The organism is Phycisphaerae bacterium (genome assembly GCA_019636475.1).
Taxonomy (GTDB): Bacteria; Planctomycetota; Phycisphaerae; order UBA1845; family UTPLA1; genus JADJRI01.
Genome location: JAHBXN010000002.1, coordinates 75,058 through 99,973, shown reverse-complemented (window position 1 = coordinate 99,973; position 24,916 = coordinate 75,058). Strand labels below are relative to the sequence as shown.

Annotated in this window: 19 protein-coding genes and 1 other RNA gene; 8 read left to right on the top strand and 12 right to left on the bottom strand. The window is 60.2% G+C overall.

Annotated features, from left to right (window positions below; genetic code table 11):
• Positions 1-56: 56 nt before the first annotated feature.
• On the bottom strand, positions 57-1,940 hold the full coding sequence (locus KF841_03545; GenBank protein ID MBX3394422.1) for a heavy metal translocating P-type ATPase: 1,884 nt from the start codon (positions 1,938-1,940) through the stop codon (positions 57-59).
• A 201-nt stretch (positions 1,941-2,141) separates the two neighbouring features.
• Between KF841_03545 and KF841_03540 the strand changes: the two genes are divergently transcribed.
• Positions 2,142-2,750 (top strand): DedA family protein, encoded by a 609-nt coding sequence (locus KF841_03540; GenBank protein MBX3394421.1) that lies wholly within the window; start codon positions 2,142-2,144, stop codon positions 2,748-2,750.
• Between the two features lie 53 nt (positions 2,751-2,803).
• On the opposite strand, the gene KF841_03535 is transcribed toward KF841_03540, so the two are convergent.
• Entirely contained in the window at positions 2,804-4,066 is a 1,263-nt protein-coding gene (locus KF841_03535; protein MBX3394420.1) for a TerC/Alx family metal homeostasis membrane protein, read from the bottom strand.
• Positions 4,067-4,226: 160 nt separating this feature from the next.
• Positions 4,227-5,009, bottom strand: coding sequence for an SDR family oxidoreductase (locus KF841_03530; GenBank protein MBX3394419.1), 783 nt, complete (start codon positions 5,007-5,009; stop codon positions 4,227-4,229).
• Positions 5,010-5,198: 189 nt separating this feature from the next.
• On the opposite strand from KF841_03530, the gene KF841_03525 reads away from it, so the two are divergent.
• From KF841_03525 to sixA, 4 genes are all read left to right on the top strand, one after another.
• Entirely contained in the window at positions 5,199-5,612 is a 414-nt protein-coding gene (locus KF841_03525) for a hypothetical protein (GenBank protein ID MBX3394418.1), read from the top strand.
• Between the two features lie 130 nt (positions 5,613-5,742).
• On the top strand, positions 5,743-9,744 hold the full coding sequence (locus KF841_03520) for an SEC-C domain-containing protein (GenBank protein MBX3394417.1): 4,002 nt from the start codon (positions 5,743-5,745) through the stop codon (positions 9,742-9,744).
• A 149-nt stretch (positions 9,745-9,893) separates the two neighbouring features.
• On the top strand, positions 9,894-10,730 hold the full coding sequence (locus KF841_03515) for a prepilin-type N-terminal cleavage/methylation domain-containing protein (protein MBX3394416.1): 837 nt from the start codon (positions 9,894-9,896) through the stop codon (positions 10,728-10,730).
• Positions 10,731-10,776: 46 nt separating this feature from the next.
• Positions 10,777-11,271 (top strand): phosphohistidine phosphatase SixA, encoded by a 495-nt coding sequence (gene sixA / locus KF841_03510; GenBank protein ID MBX3394415.1) that lies wholly within the window; start codon positions 10,777-10,779, stop codon positions 11,269-11,271.
• Between the two features lie 21 nt (positions 11,272-11,292).
• Here the strand turns inward: sixA and dtd are convergent, their stop codons facing one another.
• From dtd to KF841_03490, 4 genes are all read right to left on the bottom strand, one after another.
• The gene (dtd, locus tag KF841_03505) at positions 11,293-11,736 is read right to left on the bottom strand and encodes a D-tyrosyl-tRNA(Tyr) deacylase (GenBank protein ID MBX3394414.1); all 444 of its coding nucleotides are present in this window, start codon (positions 11,734-11,736) and stop codon (positions 11,293-11,295) included.
• 2 nt (positions 11,737-11,738) lie between these two features.
• Positions 11,739-12,749, bottom strand: a complete 1,011-nt coding sequence (locus tag KF841_03500) for a WYL domain-containing transcriptional regulator (protein ID MBX3394413.1) — start codon at positions 12,747-12,749, stop codon at positions 11,739-11,741.
• Between the two features lie 96 nt (positions 12,750-12,845).
• The gene (locus KF841_03495) at positions 12,846-14,684 is read right to left on the bottom strand and encodes a hypothetical protein (GenBank protein ID MBX3394412.1); all 1,839 of its coding nucleotides are present in this window, start codon (positions 14,682-14,684) and stop codon (positions 12,846-12,848) included.
• A gap of 122 nt (positions 14,685-14,806) precedes the next feature.
• Entirely contained in the window at positions 14,807-16,624 is a 1,818-nt protein-coding gene (locus tag KF841_03490; GenBank protein MBX3394411.1) for a TolC family protein, read from the bottom strand.
• Positions 16,625-17,506: 882 nt separating this feature from the next.
• On the opposite strand from KF841_03490, the gene KF841_03485 reads away from it, so the two are divergent.
• On the top strand, positions 17,507-17,716 hold the full coding sequence (locus KF841_03485; GenBank protein MBX3394410.1) for a hypothetical protein: 210 nt from the start codon (positions 17,507-17,509) through the stop codon (positions 17,714-17,716).
• 21 nt (positions 17,717-17,737) lie between these two features.
• Here the strand turns inward: KF841_03485 and rnpB are convergent.
• From rnpB to truB, 3 genes are all read right to left on the bottom strand, one after another.
• An RNA gene (rnpB, locus tag KF841_03480) (RNase P RNA component class A) lies at positions 17,738-18,168 on the bottom strand.
• A gap of 7 nt (positions 18,169-18,175) precedes the next feature.
• Positions 18,176-19,117 carry a hypothetical protein gene (locus KF841_03475; protein ID MBX3394409.1) on the bottom strand — a complete coding sequence of 314 codons (942 nt, stop codon included), beginning with the start codon at positions 19,115-19,117 and terminating at the stop codon, positions 18,176-18,178.
• Between the two features lie 122 nt (positions 19,118-19,239).
• Positions 19,240-19,971, bottom strand: a complete 732-nt coding sequence (truB, locus tag KF841_03470; GenBank protein ID MBX3394408.1) for a tRNA pseudouridine(55) synthase TruB — start codon at positions 19,969-19,971, stop codon at positions 19,240-19,242.
• A 234-nt stretch (positions 19,972-20,205) separates the two neighbouring features.
• Here truB and KF841_03465 point away from each other — a divergent pair, with 234 nt between their 5' ends.
• Together KF841_03465 and KF841_03460 are read left to right on the top strand one after the other, a co-directional pair.
• On the top strand, positions 20,206-20,682 hold the full coding sequence (locus KF841_03465; protein MBX3394407.1) for an NAD-binding protein: 477 nt from the start codon (positions 20,206-20,208) through the stop codon (positions 20,680-20,682).
• Between the two features lie 120 nt (positions 20,683-20,802).
• Positions 20,803-21,642 carry an inositol monophosphatase gene (locus KF841_03460; protein ID MBX3394406.1) on the top strand — a complete coding sequence of 280 codons (840 nt, stop codon included), beginning with the start codon at positions 20,803-20,805 and terminating at the stop codon, positions 21,640-21,642.
• A gap of 26 nt (positions 21,643-21,668) precedes the next feature.
• On the opposite strand, the gene KF841_03455 is transcribed toward KF841_03460, so the two are convergent.
• Together KF841_03455 and KF841_03450 are read right to left on the bottom strand one after the other, a co-directional pair.
• A complete protein-coding gene (locus tag KF841_03455; protein MBX3394405.1) occupies positions 21,669-23,006 on the bottom strand; it encodes a DUF1501 domain-containing protein in 1,338 nt (445 codons plus the stop codon).
• Positions 23,007-23,074: 68 nt separating this feature from the next.
• Positions 23,075-24,697, bottom strand: a complete 1,623-nt coding sequence (locus tag KF841_03450) for a DUF1800 domain-containing protein (protein MBX3394404.1) — start codon at positions 24,695-24,697, stop codon at positions 23,075-23,077.
• Positions 24,698-24,916: the final 219 nt, after the last annotated feature.

The following is a 24,916-nucleotide window of genomic DNA, read 5'->3' as shown; positions in this document are numbered from 1 at the left end:
CGTGTTTCAAGGCGGCGGGCCTGTGCGACGGGAATGACGGCCGCCGGACGCTCGGATCAACTCCGGTCGTAGTCGATCAGTGCTTTCGGTGGGAATGCCACGCGCAAGGCATTCAGCACCGCGAAGACATCGATGATTTCCTGTGCGATCGCGCCGGCCACGGGAGGTAAGTAGCCCGCTGCGGCGAGAATCATGCCGAGGACACTCAACGCCATGCCGCCGAGTGCGCTTTGCAGTGCAATGCTTCTCATACGACGACTGATGTGCAGGAGTTCGTCGATCTTCTCGAGGGAGCTATCCATTACAACCGCGCCGGCGGCTTCGACCGTCACGTCGCTGTCGCTGCCGAATGCGATGCCGACGGTGGCGGCCATCAGGGCGGGGGCGTCGTTGATCCCGTCACCGACGAAGAGCGTATGGGCCAGTGCCGTCTCCTTTCGAACGATCTCCAGCTTCTCCTCTGGAGACCGGCTGAAGTGAATGTCTCTGATTCCGACCTGTTCCGCGAGGTATCTTGCCTCGGATTCGCGGTCGCCGGTGATGAGCAGGACGCGATTGATCTTGTGCCGGGTTCCCAGATGCCGAACAAACAACGCGCCCTCGGCGCGCGGTGTGTCGCGGAATCGGTAAGTCGCTGCGTATTGGCCGTCAATGAGCATGACGCATTCGAGGCCACCGACGATGTCAGGAAGGCGCGACGACAGTTCGGGCTGTTCAGCGAGCAGTTGATTGCGATGGGTGATGCGGACCACCTTGCCTCCGACCCTGCCCCACAACCCTTTGCCCGCGCGTTCGTGGATTTCACTCGCTTCGTGGGTCACGATTCCGGCCTGCTCGGCGGCTGCCAGAATGGCTCCCGAGAGCGGATGCTTGGAATATCGCTCGATGCTCGCCGCCCATGCAAGAACCTCCCCGGGATGAAATGCCGAGTCAATCACCTGCTCGGTCAGCTTCGGCTTGCCATAGGTAAGCGTCCCCGTTTTATCAAACATTACGGTGCGGCAGGTATCGATTCTCTCCAGAACGATCGGATCGCGAATCACGATTGCCCGCTTCGCGGCGAGCGAAATTGAACCGATGATCGTGACGGGAATGGCGATCAGAAGCGGGCATGGCGTGGCGATGACCATGACCGCCAGAAATCGGATGCTCTGCCCGCTCAGTGCCCAGGCAATCAATCCGATCGCGATCGCAATCGGCGTGTAGTAGGCGCCGAGCTGGTCACCCAATCGGCGTAGCCGCGGCCGCTGCTGCGCGGAAATCTCCATGACCTGCATGATCTTCGCGTAGCGCGAGTCGACCGCGAGCTTGTCGGCACGGATGGTCAGCGCGGATTCGCCGTTGATCGCGCCGGAGAGCACGGTTGATCCGGGCGTCTTGGACATCATATAAGGTTCGCCCGTGAGGTAGGACTCGTCCATTACGCCGTGGCCTTCGACGACGGTGCCGTCAATGGGGCACACTTCGTGGGGGAATATGATCAGCAGATCGCCGACGCGGATCTGTTCGATCGCGACATCCTCGAAATGATCGTCGGTCTTGCGATGAGCCCTCGCCGGCATGCGATTGGACAGTGCTTCAAGCACGTCCGACGCGCTGCGAACGGCGTAACCCTCCAATGCCTCACCACCCGAAAGCATGAGAACGACCAGCGCGCCGGCCAGATACTCACCCAGCACGATTGAAGTGACGATGGAGATGCCCGCGAGCAGATCCGAGCCGAACTCGAATCTCAGCAGACGCACGGTGAGCTCAATCACGAGCGGGCCGCCACCCAGCAGCAAAGCGGCGAGCAGGGGGATTTCGCACGTGGATCGGGGAGCCTGAACGGCAAACCGAAGGATGAGATGGCCCACGATGGCGGCCACCGTAAACAGTGCAATCAGCGTGTGGAGCCTTCGCTCAGATATTGGCAATTTTGAACTGTCGGGCACGCTTATGTTCCCACTAAACTATTCTCATTTTCGCCGATCTTGCGCAGCATGGCGATGCGACAACTGCCGCCGGCCGTGACGCCGCTCGCGATTTGCCTCGAAAGGCGGACAATTCCAAGGTCAGGCCGCCGGCAACGAACAACGTGAGGATGCCGGCGCGTCATCTGTCACCGGCGGCTGTAAGTTGAATGGAGGTCGAGAGTCCATATCGTGCCATTCATTGAATCGTTGATTGAAACCTACGGGTACACGGCGCTCCTGATCGGCACCTTTCTGGAGGGAGAGACCGTGTTGGTCGCCGCGGGTTTTGCGGCGCACCGCGGATACCTCGCGCTTCCCTGGGTTTTCCTTGTCGCGTTCGTGGGCTCAACCGCCGGCGACCAGTTCTGGTTCTATGTCGGGCGCTGGCGGGGGCGGGCATACATCACCTCCCGGCCGCGCTGGGCAGTTCGTGCCGAACAATTGCAGGCCAGGTTGACGCGTTTTGAGATTCCAATCGTGCTGGGCTTCCGTTTCATGTACGGACTTCGGACGGTCACCCCGTTGGTACTCGGAGCGAGCGGATACAATCCAGCCCGGTTCGCACTTCTGAATGTGGCTGGCGCCGCCGCGTGGTCCGTATTGGTCGGTACGGCTGGTTATGTATTCGGCAATGCGTTCGAACTCCTGATCGGAGACGCCAAGCGATACGAAATGTGGATGCTATGCGTCGTTCTTGTTGTCGGTGCGTTGTTCTGGGTCTATCGCGCGATCAGCGGTCGAAAGCGGCCGACTGCGGATTCAGAAAAACACACCCCCGGATCGCTGCCTCCGTGAAATCGAAAGTCCAGCAATTGTCATGCCGCGCCAGTGCAGACGCGAACTTCGCGTCAGGATCCGCCGGTTTTCTCACGCGAATCGTCCGACGCTTTTGGACTGTTTGAGCCGGTCAGCCCGACGGAGTCCGTGACACGCTTGGATGCATCTTTAAGTTTGGCAAACAATCGCCGAGCCCAGACAAACTCAGTTCCGAGAATCGCGAGCCCCGCCGGGATGACCACCACAGCCGGACCGGGCAGGACAATCATGGCAATCCCGATAAGCACGACCGTCGCGCCCAGCAGGAAGATGAGCGCGCGCCGAATTTGTTTCCTGGTTGCGTCGGCCACGACGGCCGCCTGCTGGATGATCGGCGCGGTGGCCTGGTGCGACGCAAGCATCGATGCAACGACACCGACGAAGAGTGTCGCGACGATTACACCCAAGGAGAACGGGATCGGGATCGGATGGTGATGGGCAAGGAGCATCTTCACGCCGACAAAGGCAAGGATGAACACGAGGCTCGCCTTAAGGTATTTGAATTTGTCCATGATGCCGGATAACGCGAAATACAATGAGCGCAACCCCAGAATCGCGAAGACGTTCGATGTAAATACAATGAACGGGTCGTTAGTGACCGCAAAAATCGCCGGAATGGAGTCTACTGCGAACAGGAGATCGGTGCTCTCGACGACCAGCAACACAAGGAACAATGGCGTGATCGCTCGCTTCCCGTCGATGTGCGTGAAAAACCTGTGGCCTTCATAACCCGGGCTGATCGGAAACAACCTTCGCGCCAGGCGAACGAGGGGGTTCTTCTCCGGCTCCACCTGTTCATCGCCGACAAGAAGCATCTTTACGGCGGTCAGTATCAGAATGCCGCCAAAGACGTAGTTGATCCAAGCGAACGACTGCACCAGCGCCGTGCCCAGCCCGATCATCAAACCGCGCAAGACCAATGCACCCAGAATTCCCCAGAAAAGCACGCGGTGCTGATGGATCGCCGGCACCTTGAAGAAACTGAAGATCACGGCAATGACGAAGATGTTGTCGAGACTCAGCGATTTCTCGACAAGATAGCCGGTGAAGAACTCCAGCGCCGCATCCTTCCCCGATTCGACCGTGCCGTCCAGCGAGCTGATACCCAGCCAGTCCTGCTCGTACATTTCGTAGATCAGCACATTGAATGCAAGGGAGAGGACCACCCACAAGGCTGTCCAGATCAAGGCTTCATTCGTGGAGATCACATGGGCGGTCTTGTTGAAGACGCCCAGATCGAGGGCCAGGAAGCCGATGATCAACACGATGAACGCGATCCAGATCCAGATGGTCATGCCGTCTCCGTATTGCGCCGGCCGGAATCGTTACAATAGCGGGGTTTATGCAAAAGAAGCCTGTCGCTGCGTTGACCCAGCAACACTGGATCAGTGGCCGATCGGTCGGATTGAAATTCCAATCGCAAAGGCTGTTCGGCGTCAAGTGCGTCGATCGCCGCTAATGCCGCGGCTTCAGGAGCAGCGCTGTCGCGCGCGTTACAAGCCGGACCGGCGCGAATCGCGGCGCAATAGCGCCCAACCGATTCAACCACCCCGGAATCACAAGTGAGCGTCGACCCGCTACGGCGCGGTACGCCGCTTCGGCAACCCTTTCCGGGGTCATGCCGGTCTTCAGAAACGCCTGTTTTTGACCTTCCAGCCCGCCGCGGTCAAAAAACTCGGTTGCGACCGGCCCAGGACAAATGCATGTAACACTCACTCCGCGATTCTTCAGTTCGTACCAAAGCGCCATCGAAAAGTTCATGACAAATGCCTTCGACGCGCCGTATGCCGCAAAGTACGGCGTCGGCTGAAAGGCCGCGGTGCTGGCAATATTGACGACGTGTCCATTGCCGCATGCGAGCATGTCCGGCAGTACGCGGTGTGTCAATTCGACCAGCGACGTCAAATTGAGCGTCAGCATGGCTTTGACGGCAGGCAGCGATTGCGATGCGAATTCACCGTACTCGCCAACGCCGGCATTGTTCACCAGAACATCAATCTTCGCGCCTTGCTGCTCCAGCTGGGCGGCGATTCGTTCGCACGCCCCGTCTGAAGTCAGGTCCTCAATGATCGGCGAAAGTGCCATGGCCGACGAACCGAGTTCATCGGCCAGCGCTTCCAATCGCTCACGGCGGCGCGCGACCAAAATCAGTCGCGATCCATTCCGCGCAAACCGCCGGGCCAGTGCGCGGCCAATGCCGCTCGACGCGCCAGTGATCAGGATCGTTCTTGAGTTCATGTCGGTTTCCTCCGACGGATGTTCGGTCTGGATGACCGATCCTTGAAAAGGGTGGGGGGTAAGCCACCATCGACCGCGAACCGGCCGCCAAATGGCCGAAACCTTCGAGAACACGTTCCGGGACACCGCATCAAACGGCCTGTTCGAATCGCATTGTCCGGCTTCTGAACGCCGATTAGAATACCTGCAATGTCGGCATCCGATACAACCGATTCCCGGTCCTGTGAGGCATTTGATCGGGCCGCCCGTCGATCCGATTCGCTCCGACGATGGGCTGCCGCGACGGTGCTTGCGGGGACCGCGCTGGTTGGCGTCGATTTTGCACGATCTGCTTTCGGGGGATTCGGCTCGTCCGACCGATTGATCGTGGTCACGCGCGCCCTGGGGCAGTCGAATGCCGGTGGTTTGGACTCCGCAACGGGCCTCGGATGGACTGCAGCCGTCCTCGCGCTGATTCTCATCTGCGGGCGATCCCTGGGGCGACTGACACGCCACGCCGTCCGATTTGTGGTGGCAGACCCGGCCCGGCAGACTCGACCTTGGCTCACGCTGAGTCGGCGCATCGCCATTTCACATCGCGCGGGCGGGCTTTACGGCCCCTGAACCGCATTTCAAGTTCTCTCAACGCGCGTTGCCGGCTGACCGCTGCGCGCGAATTATCCACTCTCTTCCGAACTGAATCGGGTCGTATCGCTCCAAATCGTCAAGCTCACTTAGCACGCAGGGTTTCATCATGGCCGTTCTCGAAGCAATCGGTACCGTCTTTCGCAAGGTGTTTGGCTCGCGCAACGAACGAATCGTGAAACGATTCGGCATGATCGCGGAGCGGATCAGCTCACTCGAACCCGAAATGCGCGGAGATTACGACGCGCGTTTCGCTGCGGCCAGTTCGGGAATTGCCGCGGACTTGCCGCCTGAAGAGCGAGAAGCCGCGTTGCAGCGCATCCGGGTGGAACTGAGCGAAGACTTGCGGAAGCGAACCGATGAGCTCCGAGGTCGACTGGCGTCCGGCGAATCACCCGACGTCCTGCTGCCTGAAGCCTTCGCCGTGCTGCGCGAGGCATCAAGGCGGGCACGAAACCACCGGCATTTCGACTGCCAGCTCATCGGCGGCCAGGTGCTATACAGCGGAACCATCGCCGAAATGAAGACCGGCGAAGGCAAGACCATCGTCTGCCATCTCGCGGCCTATCTAAAGGCACTTGAAAACAAGCACGTTCACATCGTGACGGTGAACGACTACCTCGTGAAGCGCGACGCCGAGTTCGCGATGCCGATCTTCGAGCTTGTCGGCATGTCCGTCGGATACATCCAATCACAGGTCGATCCCGGCGGACGCGAAGGAATTCGCGCCAAGGCCTACGCATGCAACATCACTTATGGCACGAACAACGAGTTCGGCTTCGACTACCTCCGCGATAACATGAAAACCAGCATCGAGGATCAGGTGCAGGGACCCCTCGATTTTGCGATCGTAGACGAAGTGGACTCCATCCTCATCGACGAGGCCCGCACACCCCTGATCATCAGCGGCCCGGCCGAGGATGACGTCACCCGATACCGGACGGCCGATGCCGTGTCCCGTGTGCTCATCTCCAGACAACAGGCCGCTCAACAGGAGACGCTCCGGCGGATCAAGGATTGGGGTGACAACCCGCCGCGCGAATTCGCGGATCATCCGAAGTTCCCCGGGACGGTTTCGCGGTTCAAGACGGATCCCACGTGGATCACTGAGGAAGAAGCCGAGGCGATCGGCCATAAGCTTTACTATGTGGTCGCAAAGGAGCGCAAGAGCGTTTCAATCACGCATGACGGCATCACCGTCGCACAGGAGCAACTCGGCGTCGGCTCGCTCTACGTCGGCGACAACATGGAGTGGCCGCATCTCATCGAAAACTCCGTCCGCGGCCATGTCGTCTACGAGCGCGACGTGGATTATGTCGTGAAGGACGGCGAGATCATCATCGTCGATCCCTTTACGGGTCGCCTCATGCATGGCCGGCAATGGTCGGACGGTCTGCACCAGGCGATCGAGGCGAAGGAGGGCGTTCGTGTCAAGGAGGAGACGCAGACTCTGGCGACGATCACGCTGCAGAATTTCTTCAAGTTGTACGCCAGTCGCGCCGGCATGACGGGAACCGCCATGACCGAGGCTGATGAGTTCATGAAGATCTACGCGCTGGATGTCGTGTCCATTCCCACCAACCGCCCTGTAAATCGAATTGATCACCACGACCGCATCTACAAAACCGTCGACGACAAGTACAACGCGATCGTCGAGGAAATCCATGACATACACACAAGAGGCCGCACCAGTGATCCGTTCGTGCTCGAACCGGTTCTGAAAAACCTGAAGCCCATTCTCCAGCGGCAAGGCCGCCCGGTCGACAAGATTGAGTCCGCGCTGGCCGAATTCAAGGGTGGAGACGGCACCGGCGAGCACATGGCCGCGGCCTATGATGAGGCCGTCGGCGATCTTTCACGTGGCCGGCCGGTGCTTGTTGGTACGATCTCGATTGAGAATTCCGAGAAGCTCTCGAACCTGCTGACGCGCAAGTACGGCATCGAGCACGAGGTGCTCAATGCGAAGCACCACGAACGCGAAGCCGATATCGTCGCAAAGGCCGGCGAAACCATCGAGAAGGTGCGCAATCGAGACCGGCAGGTCGTCGGAAACGTCACCATCGCAACGAACATGGCGGGACGCGGTACCGACATCAAGTTGCAGAAAGGCGTCGTTTACGAGAAGTGCATCGGTGATCTCGGTCCGCCCGAAAATTCCAACGGCCGTTCGCACGGTTGGCACGAAAAGGGCGTCATCGGCACCAAGTGCTGCATCAGTTGCCCTGATTACGACCCGCGAACCAACTGCGCCCATTGCTGGAAGCCCAAACTCGATCCGCGCTTCCCCGAACTGGGCCGCAAGGTCTGTGCGCTCAATGTGCCGTGCGGACTGCACATCATCGGTACCGAGCGGCACGAATCCCGACGAATTGATAATCAGTTGCGCGGGCGATCCGGACGTCAGGGCGATCCGGGTTCCAGCCGTTTCTTCCTCTCGCTGGGCGATGACCTGCTTCGCCTGTTCATGGGCGACTGGATGCTCAAGATGCTGGAACGAATGGGCTTCGAGGAAGGCATGGCCATCGAAGCCAAGAGCATCAACAAGGGAATCGAACGAGCCCAGAAGAAAGTCGAGGAAAAGAACTTCGGTATTCGAAAGCACCTGCTCGAATACGACGAAGTCATGGACCATCAGCGAAAAATCTTCTACGGCCAGCGGCAGGAGATTCTGGCGGCAGGCAAGCCCGGCCGTTCAGGGCGGCTGGTCGAGGTCATCTGGCGGATGATCGAATCCACGGTTACCAACGCCGCAGGTCGGTTCCTCGACAAGCAGTACAGCGCCAAATGCGTGAGCGAGTGGGCGAAGTCTGAATTGGAATGCTCCATCGAGCCGAAGCATCTCGACATGGAGGACGTGGAAACCTCCAAACGCCTCATTCGCGACAACGCGATGGAGGAAGCCCGGAACGCCATCGCCATGACTGTCAGCGAATACATGGATGCCGAAGTCGATCCGGAACAGTGGGACATCCGCGGCCTCGCTCGTTGGGGTGAAACGCGGTTCGGTTCGAAGCTCTCACAGAATCACCTGAAGCAGATGTCGGTCGACGAAGTTCGACAGTCCTTTCTCGAATCGGCGGAAGCCAGGTTCAGTGCGGTCGATCTGGCGCCGATCGAACGCTTCTTCGATTCCGCTTACGGAAAGAAGACGCTGCTCGCGTGGGCACAGCAGAAGTTCGGCGTTGAAATCAGGATCGAAGGCTTCGAGAACATGTCGGATGACGAACTCATTGCCCAGCTGCGCGAGGGTATTCGCAAGGCCTATCGCGAACGCGAGGCCCGTTATCCCGTTGAGTGGATTCTCGGCCGGACGATTCTCAACGAGCGGACCGACAGCGCCTACGCCGCCGATGCACTCGCTCAGTGGGCGAATTTCAAGTTTGGCATGAGCTGGACCGTGGACGATGTCCGCAAGCGCGCCCCCAACGAACTGGCGGATGAACTGTTCCGGCTGAACGCTGAGTATTCATCCGGCGGCCGCCTCGAGAAGGAAATTGACGCCAACCTGTCGCGAGCGGGTTCGTCCTCCAACGGCCAATTGGAGTCGTGGGCAAAGGAACGCTTCGGCCCCGCCTTCGACGACGAAACCTTCAAACGCGCCGAAAACGTGCGCGATGCCCTCCTGATCTTCGGTCGCGACCTGATTCGGCGCGAGCTGACCGTGCTGGAGCGCTATGTGCTCCTCCAGATCTACGATCAGGCTTGGAAGGAGCACATGCACGCGATTGACCTGCTCAAGGAGTCCATCGGACTTCGCGGCTATGCCGAGCAGGACCCGCGAATCGCCTACAAGCGTGAGGGCTTCGAGATGTTCAAGGAAATGCAGACTGCCATTGAGGACAAGGTCACCGGCATCATTTTCCGTGCCCGCCTCATGGACGATTCCGAGGTCCAGAGCCGCTATAAAATCGCCGCCACCCGACACGCCGAAGCCACGAATCAGGGCTTCAGCGGCCAGGTCGAACGCGACCGCAACGCCGCCATGCAGGCCCAGAACCAGGAGACGAAGGTCGAACAGATTCGTCGCGAGCAGCCGAAGGTCGGCCGAAACGAACCCTGCCCTTGCGGTAGCGGCAGGAAATACAAGCAGTGCCACGGCAAAACCGCCTAGTCCTCCGGCTGGACCCTCGGCGGACGACATCGATCCACCGTCCGGTTCGCACCGGGGCGATTGGTCCATATCGCACGGGATCAAGCCAATCGGCCCCGTTCGGCGGTTACTTTGTATTTCCCCGCCGTGGCGCGGTATCATGACGGGTCATGGACGCTTTGATCCGATCGATCGGGCATGCGGGGGGGGGACGTCGCACGCGAAAGTCATCGCGCTCTCACGTCCTTTGCGCCGGTTTCACCTTAATCGAGTTGCTTGTAGCGCTCGCGGTCATCTCATTGCTGCTTGCAATCTTGCTCCCCGCCCTCAGCGCCGGACGTCAGGCTGCGCAGGATTTGATGTGTAAGACCAATCTTCGCAATGTCTCCCTGAGCTTCATGCTCTTCGCCGATGGATCAAACGGGAATCTCGGCGACAGCACGTCGCTGGGCGGCCAGCGCTTCTTCATTGAGGACTTTCAGGAATCGATCTATCAGATCGACGAGTTCTGGTCCGGCGATCCCGAAGAGATTGAGAGTCAGCCGCTCGACGGCATTGCAACCAGCATGATGTGTCCCAGCCTCGCCTCCGCGAGACTGGATCGACGAGCGGGTTTCCCATGCAGTGCGGGCGCAGTGGGCCCACAGAAGAACGTCAGCGTCGGATTCAACATGCGCCTTCACCGCCGTACTCAGACGATCGACGGCGTAAACTATCTGCGTCTCGCCCAATTGACACCCGCGATCCTGCAATTCCCTGATGTGCCGCTGCTGTTCGATGTGGACGGCAAGGCCGCCGTTGAGTCCGGAACGATTCCATATTATTCCGCTCCGCCGCTGCTCGATGACTCCTGCGCGGATGCTTATGAAGACGGTGCGCACTGGTTCCCCTCGCTGCGCCACCGCAATCGTATCAATGTGGCATTCATTGGCGGTCATGTGCTCTCGTCGCCTGAACCCGTCAGGGAACCCTGGTGGAAATGGGGCTATCAGCCACCCGGTTCCTGACGAGTGTTTCGACCGATTCTTCACAGACAATCTGGAGTATCAATCGATGCTGCTATACCTGGTGCGGCACGCCATTGCCGTGGAGCGCGGCGACTCGACTTATTCGGATGGCGAACGCCCGTTGACCGAAAAAGGTGCTCGACGAATGTGCCGGGTCGTTCGCGGACTCGCCCGACTGGGCGTGCATCTCGACGCAATCTGGACCAGTCCCCTCGTCCGAGCGATCCAAACCGCCGAAATACTCGCGACACTTCCGCGTTTCACGGGCAAGATGACCGTCGACAAGGCACTTGCACCCGGAGGTGATGCCGATGCATTGATCTCCGACGTCGGCCACAGTGGAAATGTCGGCGCGTTGGCACTTGTCGGACATGAACCGGATCTCAGCGAGCTATGCGGGCGGCTCATCACCGGCCGGTCGGAGTCCGTCGTCGCCCTTCGGAAGGGTGCGGTAGCGTGCGTGGAAATTGTGGAATTCGAGCCTGCCGTGCGCGGCGTATTGCAATGGCTCATGCAGCCCGGCGCGCTGCGCCGAATCTGATCTTCAGCACGGGATCAGCAGTCACGCGCGCGAATCCAGCCAGATATTGATCGGGCCGTCGTTCACCGCCTCGACAGCCATCGTCTGCTGGAATCGGCCGGTTTCCACGCGAACACCCAGGCTCCGGACCTTTTCGCAAACGCGCTCATAGAGCTCGTTCGCCTTCGCGGGAGGCGCTGCGTCAACGAACGCCGGTCGTCGGCCCTTTCGGCAATCGGCATAAAGCGAGAAATTGCTCACGAGCAGCACCGCGCCGCCGATATCCGCGACATCAATGTTCATTTTTCCGTCGCGGTCTTCGAAGACACGCAGGAAGCGAATCTTCCCCGCAATGAACTCCGCGTCCGCATCGACATCATCCTGACCGACGCCGACATACACCAGAAGCCCTCGTTCGATCTGCCCGGTGAGTTCGCCTGCCACCGTCACCCTGGCCTTGCTCACCCGCTGAACGATCGCACGCATCATCACGTCTCCACTCGGCCGGGAAGATCGGCCACTTCGGCGTCCAGTCGCCGCGCCGCCGCAAGCATGTTTTTCGCTCGGTCGCGAACGATATCACGGAGCGGCTGAGGCGAAAGCACCTCCACCTGATCGCCATAGCTCAGGACCCATGCCGAAATCTCACGCAGTCCGTCAACCTCCGCCTCGAAAATCAAGCTGCCGTCAGGATGCTTCCTGGTCGATTGCGTGGAGTGCCATAGCACTTCTTCGACGCTCGCGGCGACCTCCCTCGTGAATTTCAATCGAACCGAATAGAGACGGCCCTCGGGGATCATGCGCCATGCCTTCCCGAAGTATTTCTTCAGCGAGAAATCCGCATCCGGCTTGAACCGGTCCTCCGTCATGGAAACCTCGACGATGCGATCCACCTTGAACGTGCGGATTTCGCCGTGGAGGTGGCTGTGAGCGATGAGATACCAGCCCCGCGTCATGAAAACCAGCCGCAACGGATCACATAGAAATACAACCTCGCGATCGTCGTGGGTCGAATCATAACGCATCCGAATTCGTCTTCGGTCAGCCAGCGCGCGCTGCAGTTTCTCAAACAGGCCCGATACGGCGTCGGCCCACGACGATGCGGGCCACTGGATCGACAGGCCGGACAGCCACGCGCCGCAATGCTCCAGCACCGCAGCCGGAAGCGTGCTCTCGATTTTTAGTGCCGCATCCACGGCATATTGGTACGCCGGATGAACCTGACGGGCAATAAAGACGCGCGTGACCAGCAGCAACGCCAGTGATTCCTCAAGGGTCAGTCGGACCGGCGGCATGAACTGGCCTTCCGGTATCTTGTAAGCGCCTTCGTTGTGGTCGAAGCGATACGGGACGCCCACCATCTCCAGTAGCTTCAGGTCCCGAAACAGGGTGCGACGCGAGACGCTCAACTCCGCAGCCATGCCGTCCGCGTCGTACAGCCGGCCCGACTGCATCAGGGTAATGATCTTCAGAAGTCGAAATACGCGACCGCTTTTCATGCCACCTCCGCGATCGGCCGATGCACCCTCTCCAGTATGAACGGTTCTCCCCTGCGGCCGAGTCTCGAATAAGATGCTACGAGCGTGGCACGATTATTACAAGCGATACGCGCCGCTGCCGGCCGCCAGCAGCAGCACCCCGCCCAGCACCAGAAAGGCGCGTCGATGCTCACGGCTGCCCGCGATGAAGTACAGCAGCGCCAGCACGGCCAATGTCGTTGGGCTCACCCAGGCTTCCGGAAGCGAAGCTCCCGGGAGAATGTCAATGAGTGATTTAAGGGGGAGAAACAGAAGCGCCAGAAACCACAACGGCGGCGCGAAGGTCTTCCAGCTTGTCTTCGGCAGCGCTTCGGCAGCCAGCAGCGTCGCGACCGACAACGCCGCCAATACCACCGGTCGATATTGAATCAACCAGCCGCGGCCCTCTCCCGCATCCATTCGCAGAAAAATAAACAGCACGCCGCCCACCGCCATCGCCACCGAGAATGTGGCCCATGCCACCGAGTTTCTCCTCCGTGCCGATGCTGCGAACTGCCACCCCAGGAGTCCGATCGCAAGCGGACCGAACACCATTCGGTACACGCCGTCATCTGTGTGCGAGCCGAGCGCACGGGTGTTCCACAGGGTCATCTGATACGCGACCAGCAGGGAGATCGCCGCAAGAAAGAACGACGTACGCCGCGCATACGGAATCATGCGGCCGGTCGTGGTCCATGGAATTCCATCGAGCAGCTGCTGATCCCAGACCCGCGAAAGCCAGGCCCAAAGCCAGATCATGATCGACAGTGCAAAGAGTATGGCATTAAACAGGATCGGCATCCGGTCGGCGTATGTGCGGTACTCGTTTGTCGGCAAGAGCAGTGATGCGGCCGCGCAAGCCACCGTGACAATTGCCAGCGAGACCAGCCCCATTCCCAGTCCGGCCGTGTTCGCGCTCCATCGCCGATACGTCATGTACAGGCAGGCAACCCCGGTGCTCATCGCCGCGGTCGCACTGACCATGGGCATTGTCCAGCCCCGACCTCCTGCACGGACAATCTGGTAAACGCCCAGAATCAGTACCCCCGCCGCAATGAGCGCCTCCAATTGGACATAGCCCGGCCAGCGGGAATAGGGCGTCAACAACTCGTCAAGCCGGTCCGGCCACGCCTGCCTCCGTTTCCGCCGATACAGCAAGTCCTGAGTCACCGCGGCGACACCAATCACCATCGCAAGTCCCACCTGAAGTTGAAAAGTCCATGTCCACCAGCCCGGTTGCATCGGCAGTCGAAGGTGAACAGGAATCTCATCCGTCAGGGAGGCTGTCGGGATCATCAGGCTGGTCCAGCATACGAACAGCGCCGACAGCGCAAGCAACACCGTCGGCTGCTGCGGGCTCCACCGGTCCAGTCGCCAGATTGCGACGGTCACGATCAATCCGCCAATGGCGGTGAGTCCGGTCGCGGACAGCGCGCTGAACGAAAGATTCGGTGAAACAACCCGAGGCCATCCGGCCTGGAGCAGCATTGAAGCGAGTCCGGCGACCGTTGCGGTGCCGGTAAGCAGCGCCCATGCCATGATCGCCGAGAAACCGTCTGAATTCGCAATGGGCTCACCGACCTTTTCCGTCGATGCACGTCTTGTCGCGGCGCGACGCCCCACGACGCCCAGAAGGAGCCACAGGGGCGTCACGAAGGATCCGCACAAGATGATGCGCAGAAGGGGGTCCTGAATTCCCCAGTCATTGTCGTACACAACGATGCCCAGCGCGACGCTGGCGCCGAAAGACAGAAGCGTTCCCCAGAGTCCGTTCGGCAATCGTCGGTTCAAGAGTACTGCGACAACTGCGATCGCCAGGCCGGCCAGCGCGACAGCGCCCGCGATGCCGGTCGGCATGCGAAACGAAAGCGTCGAAATCGATGTGTCGGCTGCGATAGCCGCGGAGGGCAGGTTCATCGTGGCGGGAGTCTAACAGCGGACGGCATGAGAATGAAGCCAGCCGCGATCTCGCTGGGGGGGGGGGATCGCGGTCGAGATCGGCTCCGAATTCGCTTGGGCGGATGAGCCGGGCCCGTTCATCACGGCGCTTCGGAAATAACGATGTTGTTATACTCCAGGAGCGTGCCCTTGGCGCGCTCCACATCGACGAGGGCGATATTGTAATTCACGGCGGATTGCAGAAGCGCGCGGCGGCTTTGCGCCAGTTGTGTCTGCGCGTTGAGAATCGTGTCCAGTTGCGGCGGGCTCTTGTTCTCCTGGCGTTCCTGCAAGGATCGAAGATTCTCCGACGCGGCAATCACCCCCTGATAGCTCGGATCGAGCTGCTCAAAATTCGTCTCGATGTTTCGCATCGCAACGCGGCAGTCTGTGATGACCGAATCGATCGCCTGCTTGTATCGCAGCACCGCCTGCGACTGTTGAAGAGACGCCACGCGAATGCCTGCCCGCTCCCCGCGCTCGCCGAAAAACCAGAGAAACTCAATGCCGACGAAGTGATCCGAGAAATTGTTCCCCGTCATCTGATCAAACGCCTCGTCGCTGTTGGCGCCCAGACCGTTCATCGTCATGCGATAAACCACGTCCAGTTGGGGCAACGCCTGGTTCTTCGCGACTCCGAGTCCGATGCGGGCGGTGTCCACGGAGTGGCGCGCCTGTACGACCTCCGGACGCCGTTCGATCGCGGTCTCGATCGTCGCAAATCGATCTCGGACGATCTCCTGGATGGTCGGGCCATCGACCGGAATGATCTCGTACTCGGCCGACAGGGGGAGTGAACTGTCGTTCATCAGATTTAGTAGTTGGTCCTCGGCATTTCTCACGCGGTTCTTCACGTCGATATAGGCGAACTCCTGCTGCTTGACGTTGGCATCGCTTCGATAGAGCAGGGTCTTGTACGCGTCGAAGTCCTTTCGCGCGTCGATCATGTCGTACGTCTTGCGGGCCTGGGCCAGAAGTTCGGCGCTGATGACCACGTCGCGCCGTGCGGCGACAAGCTGCCAGTAGGCCTGCTCGGTGTTATTGAGGACCTCGATGACGCGCTGCCGGAACAGCTCTTCATTGATCTTCCGTTCGTTTTTACGGATGTTGATCTGTGCCCGGTTGAAGTCGATGCCGAAGTTCTTCAGCACAGGCTGCCGAAGTTCAACCGTGAAATTCTGTGTCCACGAAGGGTTGATCGTCTGGAACTGAAATCCCGGATTATCCACGCGAATCATCGCCTGGGTCAGGGTCATCGTCGCGCCCGTCGCCAGCAGCTTGCGAATGCCTCCCGCGACCTGTGTCGTGTCGGTTTGCGACGCGAGCAACTGCGACGGCGTCGGACGGTCCGTGTTGTTTCGATTGATGTTCGCAAAAAATGCCGCGTCGAAGGCTGCTTCGGACTGAACGATTTGGGCCGTGCTGATCGCCGGAGCATAGCCATCGACCTTGATTTGATAATTGTTCAGGAGCGCGCGCCGCAGCGCGTCGGCCAGCGTGAGCCGAAATTGCTTCTCAGGTCGCGAGATTTCAGCGACCAGACGCTTTGTTTTCTCATAGACGTCCTCGTACTCCGATCGGATCGATTCCTGACCGAAGCGCGTCAGCCGGAGCCGATTATCGAGGACTTCCGCCGCCACGCTCGGATCGGGAATATGCAGCCACATGGCCGCGTCGATTCCGGGAGATGTCGGCGCAACCGGTCCCGTCAGTTCGGACGGCATCGGTGACTCGATCGTCGGAAGCTCAGGAATCGATTGAGAATCCCTGTCTGCGCTTGCACTCGTCGCCATCGGGATTGCGTTCGACGGGCGAATCTCCTCGACGGTCGTCTGACCGAGCTGGCAAGCAAGTCCGAATGCTGCAAGCGATCCGTTCAAAATCCAGAATTGAGTGCGGCGAGAGAGTCTCATCGGCATGTAGTGACGTCCGGTTGCAACTGTATTGAGCGCAAAGAGTTAATGTCGTCGCGTCATCTTTTTCACATGCCGCGCCGCCATCTGCCGCCTTCAACGCGTGATGAAAGCCGCGACATTGTAAAAGCGAGCCTGCCTGTGTCAAACGTGGGCAATGCTGGAGCAGAACCCCTCCCGATTGAAATCGGCAGTTCTTGATAACCACTGGAGGCGGAATGGGTTGCACCGAGCCTCCCGAATCGGTTCATCGCGGCCGGCCTAACGCCTCCGCATTCGATCAACGACTGCCACACGTACTGGCACTCCGCTTTCCTGTCGCCCTTTACCGAATCGTGGCGCCGGAACATCCTGAAAAAATTACAGGATGTTCGCGCAGGAAAAGCCACGATTCTCGGTAGACAGGGTAGGTAGGCATTGGCGGCGTCACACATCCGCCGAATGGCGGTTTTCAGCATTCGAGAGAGGGCCGTGAGAATTGAGGATCGTGGTTCGGCCGAGGGCGGTCATCGGGGCCGCCCTCGGAAGAGCGCCGTTCCCGCCGAACGGCGTCGTGAGATCGACCCCGTGGCTGCCGGGCGGCAGGGTTGCCCTTGGCGAAAAATCTCAAAGCCTTGCGAGAGTGGACTTTATCGCACTGGCAATGGGAAGTGGTGAATCATGATCGTGGTTTGGTGGCCGATCATCTGATTTGACTGGTTTTTTGCGGGCAATTTGACGGAAAACTTTGGGACTTGGCCAGGATTTTTTGCACCCGTTCGCCCGAAAAATCGCATATGTCTAAGAAAGAAGAGTTTCCGACGATCGGGCTGGAGAGTTCGGAAAGATTGCTTCATTGAGCTTGTGGGGTCTGGACCATGAGAGTTCTTCGGGCGCGGAGAGTGAATCATGGCGTTTCCAATACCTGACGACGGCGAGGGCGGTCGTTGTCCCTTGTGTGGGGCGAAGCTGCCGCACGTCATCGGGGCTGCAGGTTGCCCGCGTACGGATCAATTGGTTCCGGGCCTGCCGCCGCTGCAGGATCCGGAGCCGCAGAATGCAAAAGAATCGAATCCGTCCGAGCTGGATGATGCTGGCGATGCAGATTCGTTGCAGTAAATCGTCAGCGAAGCCAAGAAATCGCAGAGCAGGCCTGTAAGCCGAATTCTGTCCCGCCGAATCGCGCACGATCCGGCGGTGACGGTCATTTCTCTTGGCCGATCGGTTGCCCGTCGGCTCCAGCACCCTACCCGCGACTCAAGCGAAACGGGCCGCTTCGCCCGGTCCGCGCCGCGCCGAAGCGCCGCGAGAACCGGTTCGCCGCATACATGGGCTTGCTGGCGGTGGGGTTTACCCTGCCGCGACCGTCACCGGCCGCGCGGTGCGCTCTTACCGCACCATTTCACCCTTACCTGTGATAGCGTCACGTGGGCGCCATCCATCGGCGGTGTCATTTCTGTGGCACTTTCCCTGGCGTTGCCGCCGGCGGCCGTTAGCCGTCACCGCGCCCTGTCCAGTTCGGACTTTCCTCCCGATGCGATGAAGCATCAAGCGACCGTCCGGCCTGCTCTGCGAACCTTATTCTAGCGGGGAAGAGGGCGTTCGTCGCTCGGCCGCCCCCGATCCGTCATCACGCCACGGGCCTCGCGGATCCGCCTTGCGATTTCGTGTAAACTCGCTTCGCAGTTGAAACAGTTCGTCCCTCCATACCGGTCGTTTCATCCCGGCCGGATGCACCCTGGCCAGACGGGTCAGCGCGACAAACTCGTCGTCTTGCAGCAGTTTTCTGGACACAATCCGGCGAAATCTTGCCTCGGTATGCGTAATTCGGCCCACCGAACACGACAGCGCGCCGGCCAACTCGCGGAGGGACGCGCGGGCGGAAGGCTCCGGCACCATCCAACGCTCCGCGAGACACCGGCGCACCAGTCGAAGGGTCTTCGCGCGAGATCGGGATCCGCGGCACAACTCCGCCACGCTCCACTGGACGGCCTCATGCAATCGTTCCCGAACCAGATCGCCGACGGTTGCGATCGGCACATCGTGCGACCGGGCGTCCTTCGCGGCCGCGGCGGCCGCCCCCGCTTCGTCGGGATATGCCACAGTCGTGTCATTGTACTGCACGACCACCGGGCGGACCACTTCTTCCGGCCGGCAGTCGCTGGCGCAGTAAGTCAATGTATTCGCCCGGTTTCGTTCTCGCCGCTGGGAGATAAAGGGCATTCGAATCGGATGACACTGTTCGTGCGCGTACCGGCTGATCGCGAAATGAATGCGCGACATGGCAAATGACGCGAACGCGCCGTGACGGTCCGCTTCATGCGATCGAACGGCCTCCACCAGCGCAAGGCAGCCTTCCTGAAACAGTTCAGCCGGGTCGCGGCAGTCGCGGTCTCGCCGCGCAAGTCCGGAATGCCGGCGAATCGTAAGCCGGACAAGGGGCAAATGCCGCTCGACAATCGCCCGCTGCCGCCTGCTCAAGCCCTCCAGCGGCGCGGTGCGCGAAGGCGCATGGATCATGTGCTTCCCTCCGAAGTCGCGGACCCGACCAATGGGCCACGCCGCCCGGCGCATTCGCTGCGTCGATAAGCCTAACATATACCGAACTCAAAGGGAAGTCAAGGCGCGGTGACCACGTTGCGTCACTGCGATTCAGACGCGATGGCGGATTCGACCGCGTCGATGGTCAGAATCGACCTTCTCACAGCATCGTCACCCGCTTCGAGCCGAACCGCTGTGTCCGAATCGAACGGACCGACAGCCGTCCGCGTCAACGTTTCACAAACCGCGCCGCAGCCCAGCGCCGTTCCCAGGTCGCGGGCGATTGCCCGGATGTAAGTTCCGCGACCGCAGTCAATTTCGATCACACAGCGCGGCCATGCGTATGAAACCAGCTCCAACCGGTCAATCCGCACCGGCCGGGCCGCAAGTTCGAGCGGCCGGCCTTTTCTGGCGCGCTCGTAGCTCTGCACGCCGCCGACGCGGACCGCGCTGAAGGTGGGCGGAACCTGAGCAACCGTTCCGATCAAGGTGAGCAGAAATTCGCGAATCGCGCGCTCGTCCGGCGCCACCGCATGGGGCACCGGCTCGAAAGGGCGTTCGGGGTCGAAGGTCTCGTTGGTCACGCCCAGCCGCAATGTTGTCCGATAACGCTTCCGCAAAGACATGAGTCGTTCGACCAGTTTTGTAGCACGGCCGACACATCCCAGCAGCACGCCGTCGGCGAAAGGGTCGAGCGTGCCGGCATGACCGACCTTTCGTACGCCGAAAATGCGCCGCAAACGATAAACGTAGTGTGCAGAACTCCGGCCGATCGGTTTGTAAAGATTGACCAAGCCGTCGGTTGGAATTGCGAGAATTGTTTTCGGCTGCATCGAAAGTCTCTCGCGTCGTGCTATACTGACCTTGACGAGTCGGATCGAAGCCGACTCGCCTTGCGGCCGCGTTGGCGCAGGGCATCGCTTAAACGGAGCGCTGAGCAACTCTTGGACTGGGTCCGCGCCCCGGTGTGCCACCCGTGGACGACGGAGCACAAATCATATAGTCGGTCAGGATGGTCGGACATTATTTCCCAGGCAACCTTTGAAAGAAGACCCGCGCGAGGCTACATGCCGCTCGATGTCAGGCAACTGCACAACCATGTCATTATCGCCGGCTTCGGTGTCGGCGGGCGCTTCATCGCCGAGTACCTTCGCGAAAAGAAGACGCCGTTTGTCGTCGTCGAGTTGAACCCGGTCACCTGCGATTCGCAGCGTGCGATCGGCATTCACGTCATCGAAGGCAGTATCGCCGACGATCAGGTGCTACGCAGCGCTGGAGTCGAAACGGCGGCCGTCCTGGCGCTGGCCATTCCCGACGAGGATGCCGCGTTGAAGGCGACGGAGCGCGCGAACGCGATCCGACCGGAGATTCACATTATCGCGAGCACGCGTTATACGTCCACGGGACTGGAAGCACTTCAGCGCGGCGCCGACGAGGTCATCGTGGCGGAGCAAGCTGTCGCTCAGGAATTCTATCGCCGAATCGACCGGTTCATCTCGCGAACCGCTCCGCGCTCCAGAATATCACCCGCTGGCCGGGGTTGATTGGTCCGTTGCGGGATTGGTGATCGGTTTGTCTGGATCCATGTCCTGAGATATCCGCCGGATTTGATCGAAAAAAAACTTTGGCTTGTTCGATCGGCATCGGCTTGTGAGAATCACGGCATGATGCGACGGGGATCTGGCGGGAATGCGGAATACATGGAAATGGCGTGCGAACTGGCCCGGCTTGGCGCGCGGACCGCTTCCGGGCTGCTGGGGCGGGTTTCGGTCACCCGGAAGGACGACGACACGCCCGTGACCGAGGCGGATCATCTCGTACAGGCGGCGATGCTGGATGTAATCGCCGCGCAATTTCCGGGACATGCGGTTCTTGTCGAGGAAACCGTGGCTGACCCGGTTCGGCATACGGCGATTGCGGCGTCGGAATTCTGCTGGGTCATCGACCCCATCGACGGGACGCGGAATTTCGCTCGCGGCATTCCGATGTATGCCACATCAGTGGCACTTATGCATCGTGGCGAGCCGCTGGTCGCCGCGATTTTCGACGCATCAACCGGACGTCTTTATTCAGCTTTGCGCGGTGGCGGGGCATTTCGCGAGGGCGACCCGCTGCGGATTGAGGATCGCGCGTACTCATCGGATTCCGTTTTATTCATCTCGTCATTCCGTCGAAGAACGCCGCCACCGGTCATCGCGAGATGGATGCAAACTTATCTGTTTCGGAATCTGGGCTCGATCTGCATTCATTTCGCCTGGCTGGCGGCCGGTTTTTCCGATGGAGCGTATGCGCCGGAATGCAAACTGTGGGACCTTGCGGCCGGGGCGCTGCTGGTCAGTGAGGCCGGCGGGCGCCTGAGCGATCCTGCCGGTGGTCCGCTCTGGCCGATGGATGTCGCGCGGTATGGCGGCGAAGATCTGCCGATGGTCGCGGGCACGCCGACGATGCACGCCGAACTGGTGCGTTCGCTGAGCGAAGCGTCTCTGGACACGGAATCGGAATGACCCGGTCGCACAGGCCCGTGGCCGGCTCACACGCGGAACAACGCAGCCTTGCTGTATTCCCCGCCCAGGACCTTCGCTGCGTCGGCCTTGAGCCAGTCTGACAACACCGCAGTGTAGATCGAACGAAAATCCACCTGCCACTTCAAGTCGCCGGCGTCCAGGTCGGCAGGCTCGAGACTGGGATGTTCGCCATGCAAGCCGGGTCGTACCGATGAACCCACGATGAATAGCGGGGCGGCTGCGCCGTGGTCCGTTCCCTGCGAGCCATTCTCCGCGACGCGCCGGCCAAACTCGGAAAACGTCATGATCGTGACACGATCGAGCAGGCCATCGGCCTTGAGGCTCAGCGTGAAATCCTTCAGCGCCTCGCCCAACTGGGTTATGAGTGTCTGGTGTCTTCCGGCCTGTTGCGCGTGCGTGTCGAAGCCTCCCATAGAGACATAGTAGACCCTGGCGTCCAGTCCCGCGGCGATCATGCGCTTGACCATTTCAAGTTTCTGGCCGAGTTCCCCGCCACGTCCACGATTCTGGAATCGAAAGCGGAAGCCCTGGTTTCGACTGTTGGCGCCGTCGATGCCGGTGGCACGCTGAATCTCCTCAGCGGATGCGCGGGCATCCATGGCCATTCGTTCGAGGTAGGCCAGCGCGCCGGCTTGATCGAGCGGCGCCTCGGTCTTTCTGGTGTTTTTTCGCTTCGATTGGTTGAGCTTGTTGAATGCCGCCATGCCACGACCGTGCGCCGCCGGGCCGCGCCATGACAGTTCTTCCGGGCTATTGAAGCTCACGGGTGAGAATCGGGCCCCCTGCATCGCAAGCGGTGATTCCTGCGTCAGCGCGATGCCTGATTTCGGATCGGGCCGCGCACTGCCTTTGCATTCGCAATCGAAGTAGCGCCCCAGCCAGCCGTTATGAATTCGCTCTTCGGGATCGGCGGTGGACCAGATGTCCGTCGAAACGAAGTGCGATCGATTCGGGTTCGGATAGCCGACGCCCTGAACGACAGCGAGAAGGCCATCGTCGTACAGGCTCTTGAGGCCTTCAGCGGATTTCGGAAATGCGAGGTCCGCGTTGATTGACAGCGCGTCGTCCTTCCTGATGGCGAGCGACGGGCGCGATTGATAGTAGCGATCGTTGCCGATCGGCACGACGGTGTTCAGGCCGTCATTGCCGCCGGCCAGTTGGACGACGACGAGAATTCGGGAAGCGTCATTCCGGGTTTTGCGCTTCGGCCCGGGTGAATCCGATGGCCCGGACAAGGCCAGGGCGGTCCGGTCGAGAAACAGGGGGACCGTCGCGGCGGCGGACAAAAGGGACGCGCCGCGTCGGAGCATTTCGCGCCGGCTGAAGAAAAGTTCGTCAGACATGGTTCATTGCCTTTCGGATTCGATTCATGACAGTGGTCTCATCGCACAGGTCGACATGCCGGGTTGTCCTACTCCAACTGGTACTCCGGCATGCTTACGATCATGTGCACAAGGCCTCGAATCAGTTCGACGTTCTGGGCCGCTTCGGGATTTTTTGTAATGTATGACGGGCGGATGGCATCGATGAGCACCTGCTTGCGATCGCGCGGCAACGGACGCTGCAGCAGCCGATCAACATAGTGATCGACGATGCGCTCGGGGTTTGTCAGCTTGAATTTTCTGATCGCAGGCAATGGATCATAGGCCGGCTGGAGGCGGGGCCCCTCGTCATCGTCCGCGGAATTGCCTTCGCGGCCGGTGGTCGCACGGCGGGCTTCGATCATTCGCATCCGCTGCCGGCGTGCCCGGTCGTTGTCATTTCCGACGATCACGCCGCCAAGGACGTTGTAGCGATTAAAGAGAGTGCTGGCGGTGATCCACGCCTCCTGACCGTCCCAGCCCTTGACGTTCGGCGGCTGCATGAGCGACTGTCCCATGAGGCGAAGGCCGATGTTCAGTGTGGCGGTATCCATCGCGGGGATTTCCAGCGACCTCATGCAACCGACGAGCAGTTCGGTGGGGCTTTTGATCTGAGTGAACATCGCCCGCTTCGAATAGAACGCGTCGCTCTTGAACATGGCCCGCAGCATGGGCTTGAATTCGTACTGATTCTCTCGAAGGATCTTTGCCAGGGCGTCGATGATGTCGTCCTCGGGATCATCGTATGCAAAGAACCGCCACATCTTTCGGGCGATGAACTTCGCGGTCGCGGGCTGTTCGAGAATGATATCGATGATGTCGGCCGGTTCGTGTGCGCCGGTGCGGCCGAGGAAAGTTTTTTCGCCGTCGTCGTGCAGGCGCGGTCGGAAGACGACCTGGCCAGTTCGGGGGTCGATTGTATAGCCGGTGAAGGCCCGCGCGGCCTCCTTGATGTCCTGCTCCGTGTAGTTGCCGGTACCCATGGTGAAGAGTTCCAGCAATTCGCGGGCGTAGTTTTCGTTGGGCATTCCCTTTCGGTTCTGCTGGGTATTGAGGTAGAGCACCATCGCGGGGTCTTCGGTGATATCGAGAAGCAGTGTGCGGAAGTTGCCCGATGCATGGTGACGCAGAAGGCGATTCTGCTTGAGCATGGCGTGAGCCGATTTCACTTCGCGATAGCCGCTGGTGAGATGCCCATGCCAGAACAGCGTCAGCTTTTCCTCAAGGGGACGCGGTGACGACACCATCATATCCACCCACCAGCCGACGACGTTTTCAAACAGGACGCGGTCGTCCCGGCGGCGCTCCGCGAACGTCTTCTTCCGCTCTTCTTCGGACATGGACATGACATCGCGCGGCCGGCGCGGCTCGTATTCGCTGACGTCCGGTTCCGGCAACTCGGCATCGATTTCGCGGTAATTAACGAGATATTCGACGGCACGCTCGCGTCCGAGCTGCTTAAGGTAGAGCACCTGTTCAGGCGTCCCGCCGAAGCCGGCGCGGCGGAGCAGATGCGACGCGTGCTTTCGCTCCCAGACACGGGAGGCCTTGAGCGGATCGCTTGTGCGGGTTGAAGCGGTTGGACGTTCCGGCCTGGATTCGTCGGGCGGCTCCGTCGCCACCGCGCTCAGTACGAGCGTCAGTTGAAAGAGGGCGATGAGAGAAATGTGCATTGGATTCGCCTCCGGAATTTACGTCAGGATCGATCGGCGATCTGACCCACTTTGCGTCGACGGAAGGGTTCGACGAATGTTTACTGGTTATTCTAATGCAATTCGCCTGCCTTGATTGAGAATCTGCACCGGCGATGGCATCGCCGTTCTCAGCCGACGGCGTGTCTCGTGAAGCTTAACGCAAGCGGGCGGAGGCTATTGCCGGTTTAGAATCGGGTG